At 34.0% G+C, this 22,135-nt stretch carries 24 protein-coding genes; 13 read left to right on the top strand and 11 right to left on the bottom strand.

The window, feature by feature from the left end; genetic code table 11:
* Positions 1 to 59: 59 nt before the first annotated feature.
* The 8 genes from AC6QZF_RS05885 to rlmB all read right to left on the bottom strand — a co-directional run bounded on the left by AC6QZF_RS05885 (position 60) and on the right by rlmB (position 6,913).
* Positions 60 to 443, bottom strand: coding sequence for a GIY-YIG nuclease family protein (locus AC6QZF_RS05885; protein WP_499798951.1), 384 nt, complete (start codon positions 441 to 443; stop codon positions 60 to 62).
* Entirely contained in the window at positions 424 to 1,557 is a 1,134-nt protein-coding gene (locus tag AC6QZF_RS05880; protein WP_499798950.1) for a GNAT family N-acetyltransferase, read from the bottom strand. The genes AC6QZF_RS05885 and AC6QZF_RS05880 overlap by 20 nt, the downstream gene beginning before the upstream one ends.
* Positions 1,558 to 1,569: 12 nt before the next feature.
* Complete coding sequence (locus tag AC6QZF_RS05875) at positions 1,570 to 2,214, bottom strand: hypothetical protein (RefSeq protein WP_499798949.1); 645 nt, start codon at positions 2,212 to 2,214, stop codon at positions 1,570 to 1,572.
* A gap of 92 nt (positions 2,215 to 2,306) precedes the next feature.
* Complete coding sequence (locus AC6QZF_RS05870; RefSeq protein ID WP_499798948.1) at positions 2,307 to 2,924, bottom strand: putative metalloprotease CJM1_0395 family protein; 618 nt, start codon at positions 2,922 to 2,924, stop codon at positions 2,307 to 2,309.
* 53 nt (positions 2,925 to 2,977) lie between these two features.
* Entirely contained in the window at positions 2,978 to 4,417 is a 1,440-nt protein-coding gene (locus AC6QZF_RS05865) for a carbon starvation CstA family protein (protein ID WP_499798947.1), read from the bottom strand.
* Between the two features lie 114 nt (positions 4,418 to 4,531).
* Positions 4,532 to 5,653, bottom strand: coding sequence for an anhydro-N-acetylmuramic acid kinase (locus AC6QZF_RS05860; protein WP_499798946.1), 1,122 nt, complete (start codon positions 5,651 to 5,653; stop codon positions 4,532 to 4,534).
* A gap of 1 nt (position 5,654) precedes the next feature.
* Positions 5,655 to 6,143: a pantetheine-phosphate adenylyltransferase gene (gene coaD / locus AC6QZF_RS05855; protein WP_499798945.1), complete on the bottom strand. Its 489-nt coding sequence runs from the start codon at positions 6,141 to 6,143 to the stop codon at positions 5,655 to 5,657.
* A 2-nt stretch (positions 6,144 to 6,145) separates the two neighbouring features.
* A complete protein-coding gene (gene rlmB / locus AC6QZF_RS05850; protein WP_499798944.1) occupies positions 6,146 to 6,913 on the bottom strand; it encodes a 23S rRNA (guanosine(2251)-2'-O)-methyltransferase RlmB in 768 nt (255 codons plus the stop codon).
* Between the two features lie 79 nt (positions 6,914 to 6,992).
* Between rlmB and queF the strand changes: the two genes are divergently transcribed.
* Both queF and AC6QZF_RS05840 read left to right on the top strand, forming a co-directional pair.
* Positions 6,993 to 7,331: a preQ(1) synthase gene (gene queF, locus AC6QZF_RS05845; protein WP_499798943.1), complete on the top strand. Its 339-nt coding sequence runs from the start codon at positions 6,993 to 6,995 to the stop codon at positions 7,329 to 7,331.
* Between the two features lies 1 nt (position 7,332).
* Positions 7,333 to 7,749, top strand: a complete 417-nt coding sequence (locus tag AC6QZF_RS05840) for a 6-pyruvoyl trahydropterin synthase family protein (protein WP_499798942.1) — start codon at positions 7,333 to 7,335, stop codon at positions 7,747 to 7,749.
* Here the strand turns inward: AC6QZF_RS05840 and AC6QZF_RS05835 are convergent.
* Positions 7,740 to 9,188, bottom strand: coding sequence for a PAS domain-containing protein (locus AC6QZF_RS05835; RefSeq protein WP_499798941.1), 1,449 nt, complete (start codon positions 9,186 to 9,188; stop codon positions 7,740 to 7,742). The two genes, AC6QZF_RS05840 and AC6QZF_RS05835, sit on opposite strands and share 10 nt — an antisense overlap.
* 114 nt (positions 9,189 to 9,302) lie before the next feature.
* Here AC6QZF_RS05835 and AC6QZF_RS05830 point away from each other — a divergent pair, with 114 nt between their 5' ends.
* The 3 genes from AC6QZF_RS05830 (at position 9,303) to hpf (ending at position 11,477) form a co-directional block, all read left to right on the top strand.
* Positions 9,303 to 10,106, top strand: a complete 804-nt coding sequence (locus AC6QZF_RS05830) for a class I SAM-dependent methyltransferase (protein ID WP_499798940.1) — start codon at positions 9,303 to 9,305, stop codon at positions 10,104 to 10,106.
* Complete coding sequence (xerD, locus tag AC6QZF_RS05825) at positions 10,103 to 11,026, top strand: site-specific tyrosine recombinase XerD (RefSeq protein WP_499798939.1); 924 nt, start codon at positions 10,103 to 10,105, stop codon at positions 11,024 to 11,026. Before AC6QZF_RS05830 ends, xerD begins: the two co-directional genes overlap by 4 nt.
* A gap of 127 nt (positions 11,027 to 11,153) precedes the next feature.
* Positions 11,154 to 11,477, top strand: a complete 324-nt coding sequence (hpf, locus tag AC6QZF_RS05820) for a ribosome hibernation-promoting factor, HPF/YfiA family (RefSeq protein ID WP_499798938.1) — start codon at positions 11,154 to 11,156, stop codon at positions 11,475 to 11,477.
* Between the two features lie 59 nt (positions 11,478 to 11,536).
* Here hpf and AC6QZF_RS05815 read toward each other — a convergent pair whose 3' ends face one another.
* Positions 11,537 to 12,988 carry a S1 RNA-binding domain-containing protein gene (locus tag AC6QZF_RS05815; protein WP_499798937.1) on the bottom strand — a complete coding sequence of 484 codons (1,452 nt, stop codon included), beginning with the start codon at positions 12,986 to 12,988 and terminating at the stop codon, positions 11,537 to 11,539.
* A gap of 193 nt (positions 12,989 to 13,181) precedes the next feature.
* Between AC6QZF_RS05815 and gcvT the strand changes: the two genes are divergently transcribed.
* The 5 genes from gcvT to AC6QZF_RS05790 all read left to right on the top strand — a co-directional run bounded on the left by gcvT (position 13,182) and on the right by AC6QZF_RS05790 (position 18,851).
* Entirely contained in the window at positions 13,182 to 14,273 is a 1,092-nt protein-coding gene (gene gcvT / locus AC6QZF_RS05810; protein WP_499798936.1) for a glycine cleavage system aminomethyltransferase GcvT, read from the top strand.
* 146 nt (positions 14,274 to 14,419) lie between these two features.
* Positions 14,420 to 14,836: an OsmC family protein gene (locus AC6QZF_RS05805; protein WP_499798935.1), complete on the top strand. Its 417-nt coding sequence runs from the start codon at positions 14,420 to 14,422 to the stop codon at positions 14,834 to 14,836.
* A 73-nt stretch (positions 14,837 to 14,909) separates the two neighbouring features.
* Positions 14,910 to 16,829 carry a hypothetical protein gene (locus AC6QZF_RS05800; RefSeq protein ID WP_499798934.1) on the top strand — a complete coding sequence of 640 codons (1,920 nt, stop codon included), beginning with the start codon at positions 14,910 to 14,912 and terminating at the stop codon, positions 16,827 to 16,829.
* On the top strand, positions 16,816 to 17,811 hold the full coding sequence (gene obgE / locus AC6QZF_RS05795; RefSeq protein WP_499798933.1) for a GTPase ObgE: 996 nt from the start codon (positions 16,816 to 16,818) through the stop codon (positions 17,809 to 17,811). Before AC6QZF_RS05800 ends, obgE begins: the two co-directional genes overlap by 14 nt.
* A 161-nt stretch (positions 17,812 to 17,972) precedes the next feature.
* Positions 17,973 to 18,851: an HDOD domain-containing protein gene (locus tag AC6QZF_RS05790; RefSeq protein ID WP_499798932.1), complete on the top strand. Its 879-nt coding sequence runs from the start codon at positions 17,973 to 17,975 to the stop codon at positions 18,849 to 18,851.
* On the opposite strand, the gene AC6QZF_RS05785 is transcribed toward AC6QZF_RS05790, so the two are convergent.
* Positions 18,848 to 19,723 (bottom strand): tyrosine recombinase XerC, encoded by an 876-nt coding sequence (locus tag AC6QZF_RS05785; RefSeq protein WP_499798931.1) that lies wholly within the window; start codon positions 19,721 to 19,723, stop codon positions 18,848 to 18,850. The genes AC6QZF_RS05790 and AC6QZF_RS05785 overlap by 4 nt on opposite strands.
* A gap of 141 nt (positions 19,724 to 19,864) precedes the next feature.
* On the opposite strand from AC6QZF_RS05785, the gene AC6QZF_RS05780 reads away from it, so the two are divergent.
* Genes AC6QZF_RS05780 through xseB form a run of 3 tightly spaced genes read left to right on the top strand, consistent with a single transcriptional unit; the run spans position 19,865 to position 22,103 of the window.
* Positions 19,865 to 20,701, top strand: coding sequence for a hypothetical protein (locus AC6QZF_RS05780; RefSeq protein WP_499798930.1), 837 nt, complete (start codon positions 19,865 to 19,867; stop codon positions 20,699 to 20,701).
* Positions 20,698 to 21,888, top strand: a complete 1,191-nt coding sequence (gene xseA / locus AC6QZF_RS05775) for an exodeoxyribonuclease VII large subunit (protein ID WP_499798929.1) — start codon at positions 20,698 to 20,700, stop codon at positions 21,886 to 21,888. Before AC6QZF_RS05780 ends, xseA begins: the two co-directional genes overlap by 4 nt.
* Positions 21,889 to 21,899: 11 nt before the next feature.
* Positions 21,900 to 22,103: an exodeoxyribonuclease VII small subunit gene (gene xseB / locus AC6QZF_RS05770; RefSeq protein WP_499798928.1), complete on the top strand. Its 204-nt coding sequence runs from the start codon at positions 21,900 to 21,902 to the stop codon at positions 22,101 to 22,103.
* Positions 22,104 to 22,135 lie beyond the last annotated feature (32 nt).

Below are 22,135 nucleotides of genomic sequence, written 5' to 3'. Positions count from 1 at the left end.
TATTAATTCGTCCAACAAATAATTTTATAAAAACGCAAGTTAATCAAGAAAATTGTTTTTTACAAAAGTCTTAGCAGATGTGTACTGCATCCGTTTCTGCAATCAGATGCACCGAACCCAATTGCAAACTTTTCAGCTAAATTGTTCGAGATATACTGCTTCAACAGCGTGCATTCAGTATTTTCGCTTAATTTGAACTTCTCAATTTTGACAATCTTTGAATATTTGTTTTCAAGTAAATAATCAATATGCCAGTGAATTTTCTTGTCTCGCTTAAGATGGCGATTTATCCTTGCATCAAAATTACTGCGAGCACTTCCGCAATATAAGTATATTCCCTTGGGAAATTCGATTGCTCCGAGCTTCCCAATTTTAATCTTTACTTTTCTACTGATTTGAATATGCAAACAATATGTGGAAAAATTATTTAATTGCGCGGTCATAAATTCGATATTTTTTGTAAAGCTTCCCTTTTACGGTTGTCTGTAAAGCTCGATTCATCATAACATTATCTTCGAGTATCCAGGATGCTTCACCGTAACGAATCCCATGCTTTTCAGAACGAACGCCAAGTTCATAATATAAAACTGCGTCGATACCCGTTTTCTGAAATTCTGGCAATACACCTAATACAATAATTCTAACAAGATTTATTTGCTTCTTCTTAGTTAGCAGATGCCAAATACCTGCGAGCAAACCTCCCGATTTGTTATATTTCAGACATACATTAATATCGGGAAGGGCAAGCACAAATCCAGCAGGCTTACCATCAATTTCAGCGATAAAAGTAAAGTCCGGTTCAGCAATTTGTTTCAAATCTGCTGCAAGAAAATCAAATTCTTCATCTGTCATCTTGACAAATCCCCAGTTGGGTTCCCAGGCACCATTATATATTCCCTTCAAAGTTTCAACATCTTGCCTGAATTGCACTTTATCCCGAAATGCTACATTTCTAACTGTTATTTTATATCTTTCGCGAATCGCTGATTGCAAACGAATTAATTTATCAGTTAAGTAGTCATTTTTATCCAATAAATATGCATACAAATCTTTTGCTTTCGAAAATCCTGCGTTTTCAATTAAAGTAATATAATATTGTGGATTGTAAGTCATCAGTACAACTGGAGGACTATCGAAGCCTTCAATTAGCAAGCCAATTGTATCATTTAGAGAGAGATTTACCGGACCTCGTATCGTATCCAAACCTTTCAATTTAAGCCATTCCTCAGCTTCTGCAAATAAAGCATCGGCAACACTCTGTTCATTAATGCACTCGAAAAAGCCAAAGAAACCAACTTTATCCTTGTGTGTTGCATTGTGATTGTCATTCTTGATTGCTGCAATTCGCCCAATAATTTCTTTGCTATTATTTTCTGCGACAAAAAAAGCAATTTCAGAATGTTTAAAAAAAGGATTTTTTTCAATATTTAAGGTTTTTAATTGGTCTGCTAATAATGGTGGGACAAAGTTATCGTTTTTTTTGTAAAAATTCCATTGTGCTTTGATAAATTTTTTTAGCTCAGTTTTGGGATCAATTAAACGAACAGAAAAATCCATACTTTTACCTAATTAGTTGTTATTTTTATCCAATTTTATATGATTAATCATATCAACAAGTATCATATCGGAAATTAATGCCATAGCTCTGCTTGTTGCAAGAGGAATGGTCTCGACAAAATAATTTATACGATTAACTCTTTGAGTATATGACTTGTTAAATAGCAAGTTAAGCCCCGAAAATTCATTGCTTCTTCTATAAAATGAGCAATTTATCGTAATTTCAACTGAATTTGCATCAGGCGCGTTTTTCTTCTCGCTGTTGATTGCAATAAAGTTTGTAATTCTGCCTTCAAGAATATAGTCAGGGTCGTTTATGCCCGAGGCGGGATGAAATCCACCAGCGAAAACACCATAAGACGATATGCGGGACAGCAAAAATCCCGTTGCCAAATCATCGAATTTTGAAATCCAGCGATTGTAATAATATACTTGTACTTTCCTCGTTTGTGCATCTGTTGCAATAATGTGGTCAGTATTAAACTCATCATTAATTGTAATATTTCGCAGTTGAACCGATACAGGAAAAGTATCCAGATTAACAAGCATCAGTGGCTCGTTTGAAAGCCTATAATACTTTATGTCTGGATATGGTGATTTCAAATTTATGCAAGCAGTAAAAACTAATACAAGCAACAAGTAAGCAACTTTTTTCATTCTGATTTCCGACATTATAAGTATTATTAACACAAAATAACAATTTGTGAATAAAATAAAAAATAAAAATATATTGCTAAAAAATAGAAAAGTTAAAATGAATAATTTGATTTTTGGTATGCCGAAAGAGCAAGTTTTGCTTGTGGAGAAATATTTGTTGATGATTTTCTTGCTTCCGAATTATTTGATTTTGAATTGATAATAGATGAATTAGATTGATTAGAACGCTGTTCAGCCGCTGCTTGTGCTTCTATGCGGCTTGCCATTGCTGCAACTGCTCTATCTTGTGGGGAAGGATCGGCAGGTGCAAGAGCAGCTCTCTGCACCTGCTGCATTTTTCTGATGGTGGCTTCAGGAGTATCTTCGGGCGACACATCAATTTGCACTTCACCACCAATCGCATAATGTTTGCCATCGGGGCCCACCTGATAATTGAAATTAGCTCCACCACGAACAAGACTGCCGCCGGCAGCTATATGTGCTTGCTCGTGTTGGCGTACTGCTTCGTCCCGACGCTTTAACTCCTCAACAATCTTCTTCTCTTTCTCCGATAGTTCACTCGATTTTGTAAAAGTATCCTTATTTTTTTTATTTAATTTAATTAATTCATTATTGTTTTGGTTCTTTTCCTGTGAAAAATAATTTACTCCAACTTTTTCATTAAAGTCGTATGTGTTATTACTTTTTGATATGTTAATAACATCAATCATAAAAATAATAACGAAACATTTTTATTTTATTATATATAAGTAAAATATAGAGATTACATACTTACTTCTGCAATTGTATGTGAAAATTTCTTTCCTAAAGTTAAGAAAATAATCAGACAGGAAATTACAACTAATAAATTAACCCAGTTGCCGACTGAATAAGTAAGATTGAAGCCTATTGGCTGTGTTAAAATAAATGTAATCGTTACAGACGTCATAAATAATGCAGGAATAGTGGTAATCCAGTGATACGAACCACGATATTTATATAGAAATACCGAACAAGCCCAGAGCGTAACAGTTCCCAGCACTTGATTGCTCCAAGCAAAATACTTCCATATAGTTGAAAAATCAATGAAAGTAATATAAACTGATACAGCAAACATCGGTAAAGCAATTAGCAACCTTTTAATAATGGATTTTTGTTCTATGCTAAGCATATCAGCCAATATAATTCGTGCAGCACGAAATGCAGTATCTCCAGACGTTATTGGGCAAACCACTACGCCCAATACAGCCAATACTCCACCTGCTACCCCCATCAAAGTTACGCAAGCTTGATATACAACAGTATTAGGGCCGCCATTTGCAAGAGCAGCTGCGAGCCCAGCTGTTCCTCCTTTATAAAATGCCATACCAACTGTTGCCCAAATCATAGCAATTAATCCCTCTGCTATCATAGCGCCATAGAATACCTTTCTTGCATTTTTCTCATCTTTCAGGCATCGAGCCATCATCGGCGATTGTGTCGCATGAAATCCCGACAATGCTCCGCAAGCAATAGTTATAAACATCGTTGACCAGATTGGTATATCCTTTGGATGTAAATTCTCGAGCGTAAATGCAGGTAAAGTATATCCTTCGACTAATATACCTATTCCTACTCCAAACACCATTACAAGTAGTGCAATGCCAAAAATTGGATATATTCTTCCAATTATTTTGTCTATGGGCAGCAACGTTGCAAGAATGTAATAAACAAATATGAGGGCTATCCAGAAATATGTATTTAATTGTATCCCTTGATTTGTAAAAATCAGGTTTAATAGATCAGCAGGACCTTTGACAAATACAACCCCAACTAAAATCATCATCAGAACAATAAATACACGCATAATGTTCTTAATTACGTTACCTAAATAAATACCGTGAAGTTCAGGAAGACTTGCGCCTTTGTGTCGCAAAGACATCATTCCAGATACAAAGTCGTGAACTGCGCCACCGAAAATACAGCCAAAAACTATCCATAAATATGCCGCTGGTCCCCATAATGCCCCTTGTAATGCACCAAAAATCGGACCTAATCCTGCAATATTCAGCAATTGTATAAGATATACTTTCCACGTCGGTAACGGTACGTAGTCCACTCCGTCTGCTACTGTATATGCAGGAGTGGTATTTTTGCTGTCAATCCCAATTACCTTTTCAACAAATTTGCCCCAAGTAAAATAGGCAATAATTAGTAAAAAGATTCCACCCAAGTAAACAAACATTTCTATATGCCTCCAATTATCTCTATAATCAAATTATTAAACATTTGTTAAATAGAAAATTACCAAAAAATGAAAAAAATAGAATTTATATAAATAAATCGAGAAATGAATAATTTAATTACCTGCAATAACGCCAAGCGAAATTGCTTCGCTTGCACCTGTTACAGAAGGTAGATTTGTCGCAATACCTAACAATCTGCAATAAGCAAGAAAAGCAAATGCAATTGCTTCTTTGGCACTACTCGGAATACCTATCTCATCAATAATTGTTATTTTCGAGCCTTCAATTTGTCTTTTTAGAGATGATAATAGAAAAGAATTCTTTGCTCCACCACCAGAAACAACTATCTTAGAAACAGGATCTGCGTATAATATAACATTTTCAGCAATTGCATAAACAGTGAATTCAGTAACAGTTCTTATAATATCGTATTTTGAATATTTGCCAAAAAACTTTTCAATCAAACTAATATTGAAGAGTTCTTTTCCTGTTGATTTGGGAGGTTTTTGCCTGATAAAATTAATAGTGGTAAGTTTATCGAAAATTTCAGGAATAATTCCCCCTTGCGAAGCTAAATGACCATTATCATCATAATCAACACCGAACAATTTCTGAGCACAAATATCAATCAAGCAATTGCCAGGTCCGCAATCAAATGCAATTACTTCATCTGCGGAACAATTTTTTGGCAAAAACGTGATATTCGATATTCCACCAATATTTAATGCAATTACATTTTCATTCATTGATTTAAGAAAGTGGTAGTCAAAAAATGGTACAAGCGGTGCTCCTTGTCCTCCTAACGAAATATCAGAAGTGCGGTAGTCATATACTACTTTTGTGTTTAGAATAGTAGCAAGGTGCGCTCCACTGCCAAGCTGGAAAGTAGACGCAACACTTTGTCCGGAAAATGCTTCTTTTTCAGGATTGTGCCAGAGTGTTTGACCGTGTAAGCCAACTGCTTCAATATTCGAAATCCCACTTTTCCCCTTAGCATCTTCAATTGCAATTGCAATTTCATTTGTATAAGCAATATTCAGTTGAGACAAAGTTCTTAAATCAATATGTTTTTTTGAAATTATTTCCAACAATAAGTCTCTCAGCTCATAAAAAAAACAAAAGTGCCCGTGCCATATGAGCTCAAATTTAAATTTATTTTGAAAGAAATTAAATTCACATATAGCAATATCGATGCCATCAAGCGATGTGCCAGTCATCACTCCGCAAATAATCATATTATTTACCGTTATATTTTTCTTTTAGTTTTTCGGCAACACAAGGTGGAACAAACTCCGAAACATCTTCTCTAAAGCGGGCTAATTCACGAATAATGCTTGAATTAAGGTAAGTGTATTTTTCGTGAGGCATTAGAAATAAGGTATGCACTTCTGGTGCGAGCTTTCTATTCATTAATGCAATTTGAAATTCATATTCAAAATCTGATACCGCACGAATACCCCGAATTATCGAAACTGCACCAACCGACCGAGCAAAATCCACTGTTAACCCACTATGAAAAACTACTTCTACGTTCGGTAAATGCGAAAGAGATTTTCGAGCAAGTTCCAGCCTTTCCTGCTCGTTGAATAAATTTACTTTTTTTGTATTTATTGCTATTACTACTATCACTTTATCGAACATTTCTGCTGCTCGTTCGATAACATCGAGATGCCCATTTGTGATAGGGTCGAAGGTGCCGGGATAGATAGCAATTCTCTTTTTCATTATTATTTCCTTGCATAATTTCTTTGACGTACTGCTTCAAATAGAATTACACCAGCCGCAACAGATGCGTTAAGCGAGGACACTTTCCCCTGCATAGGAATTTTAACAAGATAATCGCAATGCTTTGCAACTGATGGTTTAATTCCACTACCTTCACTTCCAATTATTATTGCTATTGGCTGATTGTATATGTTATCTAAATATAAATTTTTTGATTTATCAGAAGTGCCAATTATCCAAAAACCAGATTCTTTTAACTTTTGAATGGCCAGATTTGTGTTCGATACATAAGCAACAGATAAATACTGTAATGCACCAGCAGACGATTTCATTGCAACAGGTGTAATTGTTGCAGCTTTGCGTTCAGGTATTATGATACCTTTTACACCTGCGCACTCAGCCGCACGAGCGATTGCACCTAAATTATGCGGGTCTGTAATACCATCTAATATCACTAACATTGGATTCTCACTTATCTTTATTTTATCAAGCAATTCACCAAGAGTCAAGTTCTCAACTAATTCCTGTAAAGCAATTATTCCTTGCGAGCGACTGCCTTCGGGGCAAACACGTTTTTCCAGAGCATTAAATTTGTTCTTATCAAGTTGGACACACGGAATTTTGTGTTTTCTTGCAATTGCAATAATAGATGATATTTCTCTACTTTGAATATTAAATAATACATAAATTTTGCTGATTTTTTCTGATTGCGACCTCAAAGCCTCACGAACAGAGTTTTTCCCGTAAATATATCCTAATTCATCACTCATTTTTAATCTCATTCGTCATAAAAAAATAAAATTAATAATATTTTATTGAATTTGTATCAATAAAAATGGAGAAAAAATTATGCAAATTGAAACATTTCCAAATCCAAGCCCTGGACGCCACTATGAAATTACCCACGTTAATCACGAATTTACTTCTGTTTGCCCGAAAACAGGTTTACCTGATTTTGGAACAATCACTATTACCTACATACCTGACGAATTATGCTTGGAACTTAAATCTTTGAAATACTATTTTTTGGAATTCAGAAATAAAGGTATATACTACGAAGCAGTTACAAACCAAATTTTAGACGATTTAGTTGCTGCTTGCAAACCACTTGAAATGCAAGTCATTAGCCAATGGGGTGTGCGCGGTGGTATAACAAGCACTATTGTTGCGACTTATAAAAGGGACTAATATGCGAATTGCAAAGGAATTTGCTTGGGAAATGAGTCATCGTCTCCCTTATCACGAAGGAAATTGCAAGAATATTCACGGACATTCCTATAAAATGCAGCTATCCTTAGAAGGAGAACCTAACGAAAACGGTATGCTGATTGATTTCTACCACATCGAGCGAATAATTCGACCAATTATTGAACAGCTCGACCATTCTTTCATTGTGGACCGACAAGATAAAGTTATGTTAGATTTTTTAGCCAATAATAATTTCCGACACTTTGTAATTAATAACTTTACTACTTGCGAAAACATTTCTAAATTCTTGGCCGAGCATTTTCAACAGGAATTCCGAAAATTCCCCAATATTAAAAAACTTGGAATTAAAGTTTACGAAACTGTTGACGCTTTTGCAGAAGTAGAAGTCTATTTGTAAGCACTTGGATATAACTTCCTTGCACAGTCCGGACATATTCCGTGGCTGAATTCAGCCTCGGAATGTTCGTCTATATATTGCTCAATATTAGACCAATTCCCATCTTCATTACGTATTCGCTTGCAAGAAGCACAAATTGGCAATAGTCCGCTCAACACTTTTATTTCGCTCTTTGCACTTTGCAGAAGCGAAATGAGCTGCTCACGTTCCGCTTCAACTTGCTTTTTTAGCGAAACATCTTCAAGAATAACATCTATATATTGAATATCGCCTTTTTCATCAGTTATTGTCCAGGCAGTCTCACGACCGAAAAATAAAGCACCGTCTTTTCTATACCATTCGCTTTCGTATCCGTTTATCCTCTTTTCTCTTTTTATTATTTCCAGAAAATTTTGACGGTTTTCATCTACTTCTAAAACTTCTTCGATTTTTTTATTCAATAATTCTCTTTCAGAAATTTTAAGCATTTCAAAAAATTTAGGATTACCCATTAGTAGTCGTCCATCATTTGAAAGTCGATAAAATCCTATCGTTGCATTATTGTAAATACTTCTGAAACGCTCTTCGCTTTCTTTCAAAGCAAGTTCTGTTAATTTTCTCTTAGTGATATCCCAAATATATGCTTTTGTCCCAATAACTATTTGCTGCTGCATAATTACAGATACATCAGCTTCGACAAATAAAATTTTCTTATTTTTTGTCCTTAGACGAAATTCATACCTCTCATACGGATTATTGCCCATGATTCTTTTTTGATGCTTTTCCAAAACTATTGGCAAATCTTTTTCATATACTATGTCTTTGATATTCATCATAATCATTTCGCTTGCTGAATAGCCTGTGATAACACAAAGTTGCTCGTTGAAATACTTGATGTTTCCGTCTACATCATCGATTATTATTCCAATATTTGCTTTTTCAACAAGTTCTTTATACTGTTCTTCGGACTTACGCAGCGTCCTTTCAGTGTTGTATTTCTCTTGGATTTCTACTTCAAGCCGTTCAACATATAATTTTAATTCTTCATTTGCCCTCAGCAAATTCTCTTCAATTTTCTTGCGGTTTTGGACTTCGTCTTGATATTGTCGGGTTGTTTCAATTAATTTGCTTATGAAAAATGATAATAAATATGTTAATAAGAAGCCAATAGATAATTTGATAAGCGAAAAATCAATTTCATTTGCCCAATACTGTACATAATATATTGTAAATAATGCAGAAAATGAAATTGACAACACTGTCTGAACTGAGTTCAATAAGAATGCCGAAATAAATGCGGGCAGTACTATAAGAAAAGTAATGGATTGTCCTATTTTACCATAAAAATAAATTAATGAAATAGCATAAATAAATTGAAAGAAAATCACACATAGAAATTTTTGTTTTATTGATAGTTGGTCAGCTATTTTGACAATATTTTCGAAATTTATTAATTTCATTAATTTCGATTAATGTTTTCGAAAAAAATAATTCAAAATATACAAATATAATTGATATTTTATTATTTATTTTTGCAAATATAAGAATGTTAAAAAATTTTAATGTAAATTATTATGAGTGAAGAAAAATTAAAATACGATGTAAAAAATTACTGGAATAACGAAACTTGTGGTTCTTGGAGCAGCAGTAAAGAAAAATTCACTAAGGATTATTTCGAAGAAATAGAAGAATTTCGATATACGATTCAACCTGAAATATTTGCATTTGCAGAATTTACCCGCTGGTACGGCAAAAAAGTGCTTGAAGTAGGTGTTGGCGCGGGCACCGATTTCTTGCAATGGGCAAGAGCCGGTGCAAAGGTTTTCGGAGTAGATTTAACCGAACAAGCTTGCGAACATGTCCATCATAGGCTTAATATTTATGGCTTTCAAGCTGAAAGTATTCAGGTTGCCGACTGCGAAAATCTGCCTTTCCAGAATAACTTTTTCGATTTGGTATGGAGTTGGGGCGTTATTCACCATACTCCCGATACCGAAGCCGCACTTAAAGAGATTGTTCGTGTGCTCGCGCCTGGTGGAACAGCAAAAATAATGATATATCACCGTCATAGCATACTCGCTTATCTGTTCTGGATAAAACACGCTTTGCTCAAATTTAAACCGTGGCTTTCGCTCTCTAATGTGCTGTGGAACAAAATGGAAAGCCCCGGGACCAAAGCTTACACTCGTAAAGAAGCTTTTAAAATGTTACAAAAACTTCCAGTTGAAAATATTAAAATAAAAACTGTGCTAACTTATTACGATAAACTGGAACGTTTTAACCGTCCTATGCAGCGGATCGCCCGCAAGTTAGCTTTATTACTTGGTGGGGATAGGGCTGGTTGGTTTATGCTCATTCAATTCAACAAGAAAAAATGATTACTTCAAAAACAAATTTGCCACTGGACTTTATTCGCAATTTAAAAGGATTCCTCAATTATATTTCCTTAGAAAAAGGTTTGTCCGAAAACACGCGTTCATCTTATGAACACGATGTTAAAACTTATGCTGAATTTCTTCTTTCACGGAATATTACAAGTTTTTCAGAAAGCAACGAAAAGCTGGTTACTCAATTTATTGAACTTCTATCTGAAATTGGACTTGCTGCTTCTTCGAAAAGTAGGTATTTGTCTTCTATTCGAGCTTTGCACAAATATCTTGTTTCCATTGGGAAATCAAAAAACGATTTTACAGATTTAATCGAACTTCCCAAAATACGCCGTGCTTTGCCCGAAGTATTATCTTTTGCGGAAGTGAACGCTATGATTGAAGCAGCGGACACATCTCGTCCCGCCGGACTACGCGATAGAGCAATTATGGAAGTGCTTTATGCTTGCGGGTTGAGAGTATCCGAACTGATTAATCTTGAAATAAATCAAGTTGTCTTTGATGCCGAAATTGTCCGTGTTTTCGGAAAAGGTGCCAAGGAAAGAATTGTCCCAATTGGCTCTTTTGCATTAAATTGGCTTAATTTATATATCAACAATGTGCGAATTCAATTCTATCGTTTAGGTGTTTCTGGAAATACCATATTTCTTAATCAGAGAGGAAATAAATTTTCTCGGATGGGTATTTGGAAATTGCTACGAAATTATGCAAAAATTGCAGGAATTGAAAAAGATGTTCACCCTCATATGTTCAGGCATTCTTTTGCTACTCATTTGATTGAAGGTGGGGCAGATTTACGAGCTGTTCAGGAAATGCTGGGGCATTCAGATATTTCTACAACTCAGATTTATACTCATTTAGATAGAGATTATCTTCGTGAAGTTTATCATTCGTTTCATCCTCGCTCATAATTTAAATTGAAAAAAATGTTAAAATATTAACAATGTTTTGTTAAATTCTACGTGATTAATTTTAGATGTTCTTTTAAATGCTCTCATTAAGAGAGATGTGTTAAACGAATTTTTTAGCGAGGTTGCTATGCAAACTAAAGTAACATTCCGCCATTTCAAAGGAAATCATCCTCAATTGCACGAAGAAGCTATCGAACTATCGAAAAGTTTTGAGAAATACCACGACGGAATTATTTCATCTAATGTGGTGTTCGTAAATGATACACTTAAAACAGTCGAATTTACAGTGCATTTGCAAGGTACTACGCTTAAAGCAACTGAAAGCAGCGACGACTTTCACAAAAGTCTTCATACAGCAAGTGAAAAAATTATTCGCCAAATTCGTAAATACAAAACCAAACATTTCGAATCCAGAATTAATAAAAGCACACCTGAATTAGTTATTAGATAATCATTCAAATACAAAAAAACCCGCTTTCGAGCGGGGTTTTTGCTTTTTTATACGAACATTTATTTGTTATTGTCAAGAAGTGATTCTGTTACTGATTCAGGCAATAAATCTGCAATAGAAAATCCTCCTTCAGATTTATCAGTTTGTAGTTCTTTCGAAGGTCTTTTTTCTTTTGGCTTAGGTTTGTTTTCAATAGATATTGCAGTGTTGAAATATTCTGGATTAGGCTCTAATATCATAGATTCTTCTTCTACTGATACATCGCTGATAATCACTTCTACAGCTTGCCCTACTTTGAAAGGAATTTTATTGCCGCGCAACAGGTTTTTCATTTTGCTACGAGGCATAAATCCATCAACTTCATCTTCTACTGTTACAACGCAACCCTGTGCTAATACTTGTTTGACAACACCATTGAATAACTTCTCAGGAACGAATTTTTCTTTAATAAATTGCCACGGATTTTCCGTTAGTCTTTTCAACGACAAATGCAATGTTTTCTTTTCTTCCGATGCATTCGTTACTTTAAATTCATATTCATTGTCAATTTGCAAGCAATCAGCAGGGTTTTTAATTCTCTTTGTCCAAGATAATTCGTTCAAGCGAACCAATCCATCCAAGCCTTTTTCAATTTCTACATATGCACCAAAATTAGTAAAGCGTCTAACAATACCTTTAACCACAGAATCAACAGGATACTTCTGCTCAATACCTTCCCACGGGGATTTTTCGAGTTCTTTGCGGCTTAAAGCAATTTTATTGTTTTCTTTGTCTATTTCAATTACAACAGCTTGCATTTTGTCGCCACGTTTAGCAAAATCTTTAGTTGATTCTATGTGCTGTTGTGATAACCTCGAAATATGTATTAATCCTTCAATGCCACCTAAATCAAGGAAAATTCCAAAACTTGCAACTGATGATACTGTCCCTTCGACTATATCACCAACTTTTATCTTATTCCAGATATTGTCCAAAAGGATTTTCTTTCTGCTAACGATAATAGTTTTTCTCTTATCATCATCTTCTGAAATTTCGTGTATGTGAACCTGCATATTGGAGCCAATTACAGCAGTGAGTTCTTCTTCTGATGGATTTCTTTTAATCCCAAAATGAGATGTTGGCAGAAATAACGGAATATCGTTATACATTAAACGCAGTCCACCTTTGATTCTACTAGTAACTTTGGTTTCTATCGTTTCACCTTTTTCAAAAGCCTCTTTGATTTTGGAAAAATCAGCATCGAATTGCTTTTGCTTTTCTTCGGCACGTTTTTTCGCCTCGGCTGCAATTCGTGCTTTTTCTTCTTCACTTATCTCAATTGGGTGTTCCACTTTGGGTGCAGTTTCATCTGAGGCGCTACCACTGCTTATATCTTTTGCAGGTTCGTTTGTTTGCGTTACCGGTTCAGCAGGTAAGTTTTCAGATGATGGTTGGTTAATGATTTCAGAACTAGTTACTTCTAATTTTTCATTATTTTCACCGACGACATTTTGATTTTCAATATTAGACATTTGATGCACCCAATTACAAAAAATTCAACAAATTAATTTAAAAATTTTTACAAAATAAGATCTACAATATAATAAATTTTTCTGTTTCTTTAAAGAACAAAATTTATTTTTATCAAACGAACATTTCAAACGAACATTTGATTTAAAAATAACATATATTTGTAAACATGAAATTTTTAAAATGGAGAAAAAAATGAAAAAGACACGTTTTTATCAGAAGCATTTAAATGCTAATGCAAAAATAGTATCTTTTGCCGGCTATGAAATGCCTATTCAATATCCCAAAGGAATAATTTTTGAACATAATTTAGTGAGAAATTCTGTCGGAATGTTCGATGTGTCACATATGGGTGAATTTGAAGTGAAAGGAAAAGATGCTTTGGCATTCATCCAAAAAATCACAACAAATGATGCTTCTAAACTATCTCCGGGAAAGGTGCAATATTCAGCTATGTGTTATGAAAATGGTGGCATTGTAGACGATTTGCTCGTTTATTGCATCGAACCCGAATTCTGGATGCTTGTTGTCAATGGTGCTAATATCAATAAAGATTGGGATTGGTGCCTGAAAAACAAAGAAGGATTTGAAGTTGAACTTTACAATGCAACTGATGATATAAATCTATTAGCCATTCAAGGACCAAATTCCAAAGCTACTATCCAGAAAATTGCTGATATTGACCTAAATCCTATCGAGTATTATAATTTCAAAATGGGTAAAATTTCCGACTTTGATGCAATCATTTCAAGAACTGGTTATACTGGCGAATTAGGCTTTGAATTGTATTTTAGAGGTGATACTTCAGTTGCCGAAAAAATTTGGGACGATGTGCTCGAAGCTGGCAAAGAGTTTGGATTAGAGCCTGTTGGTTTGGGTTGCCGCGACACTTTGAGATTGGAAAAAGCATATTGCCTCTATGGTAATGATATTGATGAAACCACAAATCCAATTGAAGCTGGTTTGGGCTGGATTACAAAACTCAACAAAGGTAAATTCAATGGTAGTGACGTCTTAGCAAAAGTAAAAGAAGAGAAACCTAAAAGAAACTTAGTAGGATTTGTCATTACCGTTGATAAATTTATTCCTCGTCAGCACTACAAAATCTATGCTGATGAAAAACAAATAGGCGAGGTTACAAGCGGCAACCTTTCTCCTACTCTTAATAAGACAATTGGTTTGGGGTATGTCGAAGCTGCATACAAAGAACCAGGAACAAAAATAGAAATCGAAGCTCGCGGAAAATTCTTCCCAGCCGAAGTTGTGAAACTCCCATTTGTTGTATAACAAAAACACTTTATATTTTAAAGAGAGGATATTACGCAACAATATCCTCTCTTTTTACAAAAATGAATTTATTTAAATTGTTTATTTAATTTATTTTTACTTATTTCGTTTATACCAAATATTGTTAAACTTTGATATATTTTATTATGAAAATCGAACTCGAACTTGTTGAAAATATGCATTTTGTTGGTATTAGTCCCGATGAACATAAAACTCACTTCGATGCTCTGCCTGAAAACGGTGGAGAAAATATTGCTCCGCGCCCAATGGAAATAATGCTGCAAGCTCTTGCGGCTTGCACTTCTATGGATGTTGTTGCAATAGTTCGTAAAAAAAGAAAAACCGTTGAAGCATTCAAAGCGATTATTGATGGCGAACGACACGATAATCACCCAAAAGTATTCACAAAAGTTCATATTAAATATATTTTGAAAAGTCCTGATGCAGAATTAAAAGATTTACAAAGAGCTGTCGAACTTTCGCAAACAACTTATTGTCCAGCAATTGCTATGTTTAAAGCAGCTGGTTGTGAAATTACTTCAGAACTTGAACTATTAAGGTAGTCTGGTTCAGTTTTTGGTATTTTTCCCGATATAAATAACAAAAAATCATTGATAATTTGGACGGCAAATAATTATGGAAAAAACTGCTTTCACCAAGGCAATTAAACAAAACACAGAAATAATTTGCAATTCGCTAAATATTATTGGCAAAATCTCTATCGATGAACTTTTAGAATGTCCCGATTTGCCTGATGTCTATAGGACTATGATAACTGCTGAACGTGACTTGTGGATTTTCAAAGAAAAAATGAGATTTGAAGCCAATCCATTTTTCGATTTCTATTCTAAAACAAATCTTTGTTTTGAGTTCGAATCCCTTCTCAAACAAATATCAATCGTTCCTTTCGATAATTTACATTCTTTTATCGAAAGCTTCGTAAAATTAAGACTGAATTTCCTTTGCCGTCCGAGGACAACTTTAAAATACTTTATCTTTAGAGAGAGTTTGACTGTTTCTTATGACCAGTTCTTAAAATATTTAGCGTATTTTTCTGATTACGATTATTTATATCAAAGTTTCTATGATTTTGTTGCCAAAGAAACTGAAAATGGCAAAACTACGATTTCTATCTATGAGCTTGAAAATTATCTTGAACATTTCGACAACACTTTCGTGCTGAATTTAGATGAAAATGAATTTGTTAATTTATTAGAACCAATTTTCCAGTTCTTTTCTGACGACACTAATATTGTAAAAGCACCGGCCGACGCTATGATTATGTTTTTCCTGGATAAAAAGTTAAATTATTTAGCATATCTAATTGAAACGCACCATAAGAATAAGGAAATATCTCGTAACGAATTAATAGATTTAATTCGTTATAATTTAATGAAAGTGCAAACTGCTGAATTAGTCGAAAATTTATCTGAAACTAAAACCGATATTATCGAAATTGTTAATGAAATTAGTGATGAAGTTTATGATCTGGAACAAGAGCAGGAGCAGATTGTTGAAGAGTCTTTGCAAATAGAAGATACTGCTGCCTACGAAGCTGAGCCACCAATTCAAGAGGATTTTTTAGAAGTTTTAAATGAAGATATATCTAACTTAAACAGTAATTTAGACGTTGCTTTTGATAACTTAATTGAAAGTGAAATCTCTGAAAACTATGATAGTGAAATAAATACTGAAAGACAAGAAGATGAGATTGAAAAACACGAAATGCAATTCTCCTCTGATGAATATGCTTTGTTAGATCTAATAAATGAAAAACTTGATGATAATGTTGATGAACAAATTTCTACAATAGATATAAACGAACAAAACGACTATGTTGACGAGCAAACGTTTACTTCTTTTAATATTGATTTATTTGAAGAAGAACTTCAATTAATTGATAGTTTTATCCCAGAAGAAGAAAATTATGATGTAATCTACGAAGCTGAAAAACAAATCTTTCAAAAAGCAGTTTCTTTAATCGCGGGAAACGAAAATGTTTCGGTCAGTTTGCCATTGGAAATAGATAATTTGACAGAACTCCCTTCTTTTGAATACAAAGGCAATTTATCCATCTCTTTAGCAGATTTTCTTAACAAATTGATTGAAATTGATTCTTCCCAGGATAGCCTAAGCTCTGAAATAACTAATAATGAAAATATTCCCCAGTCAATCAGTGATGCTAATTATTCTGCCTCTCAATCTGAACCTTCCGAAACTGAACTATTGGAACAATTTGCAGAGAGTGATTTCGACAATATTGATAATGCAAGCGAATATACAATATCAGAATATAACGATATTGATGTACAAGTTGATGACTTTTCTATAAAACAAACCTCAGCTGAATATGAATTCGATGTAGATACTGGTGAATTAATAGAACCAAAAATCGAAGACGACACTACTAGAGCAGCTCGTGAAAGTTACGAATTGAACAATGAATTGCTGAGTAATATGAAAGAGAAAGAAAAGAAAATAAATATTAGCAACGAAGAAATTGATATTGATTTATTATTATTAAACAAAAAAGAACAAGATAATGAAATTCGTTGATTTAGTTGAAATATACGTTAAAGCAGGTCGTGGTGGGAATGGTGCTATTTCCTTTCGTCGCGAAAAATATGTGCCCAAAGGTGGTCCCGACGGTGGGGACGGTGGTCGGGGAGGAAATATTATTTTAAAATCTGATAGACAACTTACTACTTTGCTTGATTTTCATTATAAAAATAAATATATTGCCGAAGATGGCCGCCCCGGCAAAGGGGGAATGAAAACAGGTAGCAATGGAAAAGATATTATTATCAAGCTTCCACAAGGAACGGTTGTTAAAGACGCTGCAACTGGTGATGTCATTGTTGATATGGTCGAACACAATCAGGAATTTGTTATTGCTCACGGTGGTAATGGTGGCTGGGGAAATACTCACTTTGCTACTCCCACAAATCAAACTCCAAGAAAGGCTAATCCTGGGCTTCCCGGTGAAGAACGAAATCTCATCCTCGAACTTAAATTAATCGCCGATGTGGGGATTGTCGGTTTCCCTAACGTCGGCAAATCCACGTTGATTTCTGTTATTTCTGCTGCAAAGCCAAAGATTGCAAATTATCCATTTACAACACTAACCCCAAATTTAGGGTTGGTTCGTATTTCTGAAACTGAAAGCTTCACCGTTGCAGATGTACCCGGTCTTATCGAAGGTGCATCAAAAGGTAAAGGTTTAGGGCTCCAATTCCTTCGCCATATAGAGCGAACAAGAGCGCTGCTCTTTATGCTCGATGGACTTAGTCCCGATCCAAAAGCTGACTATAAAATTCTTAAAAATGAACTAAAATTGTATAACAAAGACCTTCTTAATAAGAAAAAAATTATTTGTTTTAGCAGAATTGATGCTCTTCTACCAGAACAAATCCAAGAATTAAAGAAAATTAAATTCAGGGAAAAAGATGTCGATACTATTTTAATTTCTTCTGTTGCAAATATTGGAATAGAAGAAATTAAATATAAAATGTGGGCTTTAATTAATGATAAACAGTAATTAATTTGTGAATTTTAAATGAATTTTTTGTAATATTAAAAGTGATTTAATGTAAATGTTTAAAATTTCTTATATTTATCTTGAAATAAATAAATTTTTTTTGTATTATAAACATTAATAAATTTGTAGATTAATAAAATAATGGTTCTGGTAAAGGCAAAATGTCTATAATAGAAAGTTTAATAGAGACGCAAGAATTTGCAACATTGCCTCCTGTTGCTTCTAAAGTCTTAGCTTTATTAGAAGATGACAATATTGATATTAGAAGTTTGTCGAAAGTAATTGAAGCTGACGCATCGCTTACTTTGAAATTATTACGCGTCGCAAATTCTCCACTCTATGCAACACGAACTGAGATAAACACAATCCATCAAGCAATTATTACTCTTGGGTTGAATAGACTTACTAATATAGTTCTAGGAGTTTCAATATTTTCAAAATTCTTGCTCAGCTCTCAGAAAATTGCTGTCGGGCTTATGGAAAAATTCTGGTGGCATGCATCCTGCACCGGTATGGTTGCCAAATCATTATCTACAAAAATAAATAAATCATACAAAGAGAATGAGTTCATAGGCGGGCTCCTTCACGATATTGGCAAACTTGCTATGCTTCAATATGATGCCAAGAAATATTATCAAGTCGTCGATAAAGTCACTCAGGGAGCAACCGATATCGAAGCTGAAATCGAAATCTACGGCGTTAATCATATGCAGGTTGGAGGCGAAATTGCCAAACTGTGGCGTTTGCCTCACGAATTAACAACTATTATTGCATATCATACAAATCCATTCGAAGCACAAAACTATCAGGAATTGGTTTCTGTTGTTCGTGTTGCAGACTTACTTTGCGAAGTTTGGGATGCTGGCTTCTACGAAGGAATTCAGTCTTTGAAACTAGAAAATCATCCAGCCTGGCTGTGCCTTACTAACTACTTACCTGAATTAAAAACTCTTGATGTCGAAATGTTCACTTTCGAACTCGAACAAGATTTCCGAAAATCTTCTGACTTTTTAAGTATTATTGCTAAAGAAAGCGCCTAAGCTTTTGGATGTGCTTGCTTATATGCTTGTTTCAATCTTTCTATCGAAAGATGAGTATATACTTGTGTAGTCGATAATGATCTATGTCCGAGCATTTCACTTACTGCCTTTAAGTCCGCACCATTATCAAGAAGATGTGTAGCAAAAGTGTGTCTCAAAGTATGTGGGCTTTTACGTTTTGTCCCGGACACTTTTGTTATTTCTTGCTTTATTTGACGATAAGCAACCGCTGAATTTAACTTCTTACCTGTTTTTGAGGAAAATAGATAGTTGTTGCTTGTTCTCCGCATTTTCAAATGATTCTTTATCGCCTCTATTGCTTTGCTTCCAATTGGAACAATCCTTTCTCTGTTGCCTTTTCCTAATACTTTTACTTGCTTATTATAATAATCAATATCATTCAGTTTTAGATTAAGTGCTTCGCTTATGCGTAGCCCACAGCCATACAAAAGCTCTATCAAACATACAACTTGTGGAGAACTCTGACATATTGCTTCCGAAAATAAAAGTTCTGTCTCTGTTTTTGTAAGATAAGAAGGCAATTTCTTCTCTTTTTTGGGTGTTGCTACTGCCTTTGCAGGGTTAATATCTATTATATTATGCTTTCTCAAATACTTAAAAAATGATTTAATAGCCGACACTTTCAATTTTATGCTGCTTTTTGATAAATTTCGGTCGTGCAGCCATCCAAGAAATGGTTTAATATCTTCTGTTTGTATTTCGCCTATTTCTGGAACTACTCCATAAGTTTCTTCGAAATAGTTTAGAAAATCATTCAACGCACGTTCATAGGTGATTACGGTTCTTACAGAAAAATTACGTTGATTTTTCAGATAATTATGGAAATTATATATATAGTTGATTATATTCATCTTTTATTAATACTAATAATAATATTTCTTACGATTATCAAAAATTGAGCCACAAATACATTTTTATTACGTCAAATTCATTATGGAATTTCAAAATTTGTTGCTAATATTGTATATAATTTTTGGGGGCATTTGAAAAATATGAAATATTCAATTTGCTTTTTATTAGTACTTTTAATTTTTGTATCTACCGCTTGTAAAAAGGACAATGTTCAAAAACAAGATTTAAATACAACTGATACTACCACAATTATTCTTCCGCAAAATGGAATTATCGAATTTGCCGGACTTAAATGGAAGGTTAAAGAAAAAAAAGAAGCTGAAGGCATCAACGATCTTTTCTATGCTACAAGTTCCAAAAATGTTTTCGTCGATAATGATGGCTGTCTTCATCTGTTGATTACAAAGCAAGATGAAGAATGGGCAGGTGCTGAATTGGAAACAGTTGATAGTTTTGATTTTGGTAATTTCGATTTTAATTTGTTAACCATTCTGAATAACATTGATTCAAATACTTTTGTTCAATTTGCAGTCCGCCGCTCTGGGCGAAACATTAATGGAATGACCGAATCAGGAATTAATATTTATGGTAAGCCTATTTTTATTGAAACTCAACACATAGAATATTATCAATATACAACTTCTCATAAATTTGCTTTGATTAAAAATCCTATTATTGAAAAAGATTATAAATACACTCCATCTTCACACTCAATTACAATTAAACCAGATGAAATTCTTTATAGAACTCAAAATGTTGATAAGGTTCTTTATTCTTACTTTGCTAAAAAAGGCAATAAAGCTTCTTTATATTCCGAAGACGAATTAGTGTACAATCCAACGGGAGTTCCTCTAAAAATAGCGGTAGGTTATTACTTAGACAATTTTGAAGAAAAACCACTTAAAGATACTGCTGAAATAATAATTAAAAACGTTACATTTACTCCACTTCAACCAATTATTGCTAAATCAAAATGACAAATGCTGTTTCGGTATCCCAACTAACTCAAGCTATCAAAAAAACATTGGAAATTTCTTTCGACAATGTTTGTGTCGAAGGTGAAATTTCTAACTATAAACAACATAATTCTGGTCACAAGTATTTTAATTTGAAAGACAGCGATGCTGTTATCAATTGCGTTATGTGGGCAAGTCGTCCTATGCAATTTGAAATGCAAGATGGTATGAAAGTGATTGTCATGGGACGCGTTACAGTGTATGCTCAACAAGGTAAGTATCAGATTGAAGTTAATCAGATCCAGCCTGCTGGTCTGGGGGACTTGTTTATTGCATTTGAAGCACTTAAAGAAAAACTCAATAAACTCGGATATTTCGATAGTTCAAGAAAAAAGCCTCTGCCAAAACTTCCTTTAAATATTGGTATTGCTACTTCTCCAACTGGTGCTGTAATTAGAGATATGAAAACTACCATCGAGAGAAGATTCCCAAAATGTACAGTTTATTTTCGTCCAACTATTGTTCAAGGTGAAAATGCTGCAGAAGATATTGCACGAGCCATTAAAGAACTTGAAAATTCCCCCGCCGAAGTTATTATTATTGGGCGGGGTGGTGGTTCTATCGAGGACTTATGGTGCTTCAATACGGAAATAGTTGCTAATGCAATTTTCAATTGTAAAAAACCTATTGTTTCTGCTGTCGGTCACGAAACTGATTTTACAATTTCAGACTTTGTCGCTGATGTACGTGCTGCCACACCAACTGCTGCTGCTGAATTTGTTACTCCTAAATTATTAGATGATATTTTAGAAGAATTGACTTTGTATAAATTAAATTTCAACCGTTTGCTGAAAAATTACATTAATCAGAAAAGACAACAAATCGAGATGAATTTCGGTAAGTATCTAAAAAAAATAATGATTGGCAAAATAAATACTTACTATCAAACGATTGATTTATTGGATTTCCAGAAATTATTTTCTCAGATAATCCAAAATAAGCGAAATGTTTTATCAAATTTAGAACTCCAAATTTCGTCTAATAATCCTGTTCGTCCACTGGATAAAGGTTTTGCTCTATTGCGCCATCAAGGCAGAATTATCAAAGTCGATGAACCAATTTCTAAATTTAAATCTGTTGACATTATTCGAAAATTCGACTCTGCAAATGTAAAAATTGAAAAAATTTTTCCAAAAGAATTATTCTAAAAGGGTAGTCTATGAAAAAAAAGATAAATTTTGAAAGCAATATCCAAAGATTACAAAAAATTTCTCAATTACTGGAGGAAGGCACTCTCCCGATGAATGAGTTGATTGAACTATACGAGGAAGGTATTAAACTTGCAAATGAATGCAGACAGTTTCTGGACGAAGCAACTATGAAAATCGAAACAATTTCCAAAGATTTTGAACAAAATGAATAATTATTATTTTGATTTATATTATTTTTTTGATT

Origin of the sequence: Eximiradius sp. (assembly GCA_937127445.1) — a bacterium.
Classification (GTDB): domain Bacteria; phylum Bacteroidota; class Ignavibacteria; order Kapaibacteriales; family UBA2268; genus JAKIZO01.
This window is presented reverse-complemented; position numbering and strand designations above follow the sequence as displayed.